The 3,662-nt window shown below is 33.5% G+C and carries 7 protein-coding genes; 5 read left to right on the top strand and 2 right to left on the bottom strand.

The genetic code is table 11. The features are described 5' to 3' along the window. The 5 genes from MSI_RS14775 to MSI_RS13105 form a co-directional block, all read left to right on the top strand. On the top strand, positions 1 to 779 hold a 779-nt coding region (locus MSI_RS14775; RefSeq protein ID WP_039925031.1), incomplete at its 5' end, for a hypothetical protein. Next, positions 776 to 1,237, top strand: coding sequence for a hypothetical protein (locus MSI_RS15100; RefSeq protein WP_009107976.1), 462 nt, complete (start codon positions 776 to 778; stop codon positions 1,235 to 1,237). The genes MSI_RS14775 and MSI_RS15100, both read left to right, overlap by 4 nt. A gap of 17 nt (positions 1,238 to 1,254) precedes the next feature. Next, entirely contained in the window at positions 1,255 to 1,773 is a 519-nt protein-coding gene (locus MSI_RS15095; RefSeq protein ID WP_009107974.1) for a hypothetical protein, read from the top strand. Between the two features lie 37 nt (positions 1,774 to 1,810). Further along, complete coding sequence (locus MSI_RS13110; RefSeq protein ID WP_039925033.1) at positions 1,811 to 2,179, top strand: transporter; 369 nt, start codon at positions 1,811 to 1,813, stop codon at positions 2,177 to 2,179. Then, positions 2,176 to 2,511 carry an EamA family transporter gene (locus MSI_RS13105; RefSeq protein WP_009107969.1) on the top strand — a complete coding sequence of 112 codons (336 nt, stop codon included), beginning with the start codon at positions 2,176 to 2,178 and terminating at the stop codon, positions 2,509 to 2,511. The genes MSI_RS13110 and MSI_RS13105 overlap by 4 nt, the downstream gene beginning before the upstream one ends. 9 nt (positions 2,512 to 2,520) lie before the next feature. Here the strand turns inward: MSI_RS13105 and MSI_RS13100 are convergent, their stop codons facing one another. Beyond that, the gene (locus MSI_RS13100; RefSeq protein ID WP_009107966.1) at positions 2,521 to 3,438 is read right to left on the bottom strand and encodes a glycosyltransferase family 2 protein; all 918 of its coding nucleotides are present in this window, start codon (positions 3,436 to 3,438) and stop codon (positions 2,521 to 2,523) included. A gap of 2 nt (positions 3,439 to 3,440) precedes the next feature. After that, positions 3,441 to 3,662 (bottom strand): DegT/DnrJ/EryC1/StrS family aminotransferase (locus tag MSI_RS13095; RefSeq protein ID WP_039925030.1); only part of this gene is annotated, 222 nt, incomplete at its 5' end.

Below are 3,662 nucleotides of genomic sequence, written 5' to 3'. Positions count from 1 at the left end.
ATAATTCTGATGCAAAAGATTTTCTAGCAGCTTTCAAAACTGAAATTCTTTACTTTGTATTACCAGGAATGCTTCTTGCATATTTCTTTTGTTTTGCATCTGATACAGGTTTTGGAGTATGTGCAATAGGAATGACAATTGCCGCAATAGGTGAAATTTTTATTTATCATAAAATAATTTCTAACAGTTTTATTGCAAATAAGCAAAAAATACACTGCTGCCTAAAATTACTTCCTCTGCTTATTCTTTTTTCTTTTACCTTATTTTACAGGACTAATAATATTTACAGAGACACAAATCTTTCTGCTCATTTACTTTTTATTCCAAGTCTGAGTAAAAATACTGTAAAAATTGAAACAGGTCCTGCAAAGGGACTTTATACATCATTAGATAATAAAAAATATTATGACAACTTGTATTCGCTCCTGACAGAAATAGAAGAAGTTAGTCCAAAAACTATATTTATCTCAGGAACAGCAACCTGGGCATATATGACTCGTCCTAATATCATATCTTCAGCACCAACCACATGGAGAACTTTTTTTGATGATACCAGATTACAATCTTATTATGAAGTTTTTCCTAAAAAGGGCCTCCCGGACTTTGTTCTTATCTTAAACTCCTCAAATCCATCAAATGGAGGAAGATACAAAGATAAGACTGATTATGAAAATATAAAAAATACATGGCTCTATTCAAAACTAAATGAATCGGAATATGTAAAAAAGAATACCCAAGCGGAACTTTATATAAAAAAATATATCAGGATTAATAAATGAAATACGTTTATGTTCTAACTTCCACAGAAAAAGATTTATATTACGAACAGTGCCTTATGTCTGTATTCTCACTCCGTCATTATATGCCGGATGCAGAAATTATTATCCTTACAGATAACAGAACTAATTCTACATTTAAGGGAAAACGAGAAAAAATAAAAAAATATGTTTCTTCTATTATTTCTGTAGATTTCCCCGAAACTGCAGGTAATATAGAACGTTCACGTGTATTAAAAACAACAATTCCAGATTATATTTCCGGTGATTTTCTCTTTATAGACTGTGATACCATTATCTGCGAAAGTCTTTCTGATATTGAAAAATTTGATTATCCTGTAGCAGCAGTTTTAGACGGTCATGTTCCTCTTAGTGAACACAAGCATAAAGAATATTTTTTTAAAGCGCGAAAAGAAAATGGGCTACACAGGAACTGCAAACCAGGGTTTTCATATAAATAGTGGAGTAATGCTAGTTCATGACTGTGAAAAATCACGTGTTTTTTTTTAAGAAATGGAATGAATTATGGGAATATAGTTTCCGGATAAAACATGATCATCATGACCAGGGCGCATTTAATGAAGCCTTTTTTCAATGCGGAATTGGTAATACTCTTCTTGACGGTGCATGGAACTGCCAGATAAGCCAGGGAGGTTTACTATTTCTGGAAAAAGCAAAAATAATCCACTATTTTTCAAGCGAAGCTGCCGGTAAAAACTATATTTCCTATTACAAACTGGCAGACAAAACACTTCAAATGCGCATTAAAGAATCCGGTTCAATTCCAGATGACATAAAACAGATGATTTTGAATCCTAAGTTCCAGTTTACAGGAGTACATTTAATTAACGACAAGCGTATTATTTCTATAATGCAGTCTCCACTGGTTTTTACGCTTGCAGACATAAAAGAAAAATTACCATGGTTATTTAATTTTATGGAAGCTCAGGTTTCTTTTATACGAGGGATTGGAAAAAAACTGTCTTCAAAGCACTAATTGTTCAAAAAACAAAGAACCTATAAAATATAAAATAATGAAATCAAAACTATTTCCATTTATTTTGATGCATGCAGGATTTTTTCTCTATGCCTTCTATCCGGTCCTTGGAAAGGCTGCATCAAAATATGACTTTTTAAGTTTTAATTACTGTATCATTTACTGCATAATCATCGCTCTTCTTTTTGTTTATGCAATCCTATGGCAGCAGGTATTAAAAAGCTTCCGCCTTCCTATTGCAATATGCAATAAAGCAGTAACAATTGTCTGGGGAATGTTTTTTAGCCGTTTGATTTTTGCAGAAGAAATTACAGTAAAAAAAGTTTTGGGTGCTCTAATCATACTTTCAGGCATCATTCTTCTTTCTTTTGCTGATAAAAAGAGCAAACAGGGAGGACAGGAATGATTTTATTTGTTCTCTTTTTACTTCTCTCAAATTTTATAGGAGCTGTAAGCCAGGTTCTCTTAAAAAAATCAGCCCTAGAGGAACACAAGAGTTTTATTTTTGAATACCTTAATGTAAAAGTAATAGTCGCTTATGCTCTCTTTTTCTGTGCAGTTTTTATAGACTTATATGCACTCAAAGTTGTTCCGGTTTCTTTTGTACCTATTATTGAGGCTTCAAGTTATATCTTTGCTATCATATTAAGCAGGATCTTCTTTAAAGATAAGATTAACCTGCTTCAGTGCATTGCAATTGCTTTGATTATTGGTGGTATCTGGGTTTATGTCTGCTAGCCGGCAACTTTAAGCGCCAACAACTTCTTTTACAATAAACTTAGGGCAGTTATTCTGGGTAAGATAAATCTGTCCAAGGTACTTTCCTATTATTCCAAGAGAAACTAAAATCAGCCCGCCAAGAACAAGCAGCAGGATTACAAGTGTAGTCCAACCTGTAACATCTGCTCTGCCGGTAAAATATTCAACAATATAGAAAACTGTAAGTCCTAGTCCTGCCAGTGCCGAAATCATACCTGCATAAAATGTAAGAAGCAGCGGCATGGTTGAAAAACCAAAAAGCATTCTAAGGAAAACCTTAATAGATTTAATAAGGTTGTAGTTTGATTTACCCATTTCACGCTTGTGATGTTCAATTGGAATCTGGGTAATATTTCTGGTAATCTGAAAAATTAAACCGTCAATGTATGGAAAAAGATTATTGAATTTAATCATTTCTTCTACTACACCGCGGCAGATAATTTTAAATGGGCTTAAATAAATTTCCTTTGGCTTTTGGATTGCAATTTCGCTGATTTTGCCGTTAAACCAGGAACCAAGATTTTTCCAGAGCTTCTGTTTTTTGGAATCAAAATCGGCATAAACTACATCAAAGCCTTTTTTAGCTTCTTCATAAAGTTTTAAAATATCATAAGGAGAATGTTGTAAATCATCATCCATAATTACAACATAATTACCCTTTGCATAATTTAGGCCTGCAAGAATTGCAGAATCCTGGCCGCCGTTTTTACGTAGATTTATTCCAATAAGGTTAGGATTTTTATCAGCTTCTTTTTTAATTTCATCCCAGCTGGAATCTTTTGAGCAGTCATTTACCATAATCTGTTCATATTCAATTCCTTTTAGCGCATCTGCAATCTGGCGGCTGATTTCTGCTACACATTCGTGGCTGTTGTAAACCGGAATAACAATGCTGATTTCTTTCATTATTAGCGATCCTTATAAAAATCCTTTACTGCCTTTATAACTTTATTCTGATCTTCTTTTGTAAGTCCGTAATAAAGAGGAAGTCGTACAAGGCGTTCAGAATATGGAGTTGTAATTTCATCTTCTCCGTCAAAGCGGCCGAATTTTAAGCCTGCAGGAGCTGAATGAAGAGGAATATAATGGAAAACAGCAAGAATATCATTTTCGCGCAGATATGAAATTAA

It is taken from the genome of Treponema sp. JC4 (assembly GCF_000260795.1).
In the GTDB taxonomy this organism is placed as follows: domain Bacteria; phylum Spirochaetota; class Spirochaetia; order Treponematales; family Treponemataceae; genus Treponema_D.
Note: the sequence above shows the minus strand (reverse complement) of the source record. Positions and strands in the feature narration are given on the sequence as shown.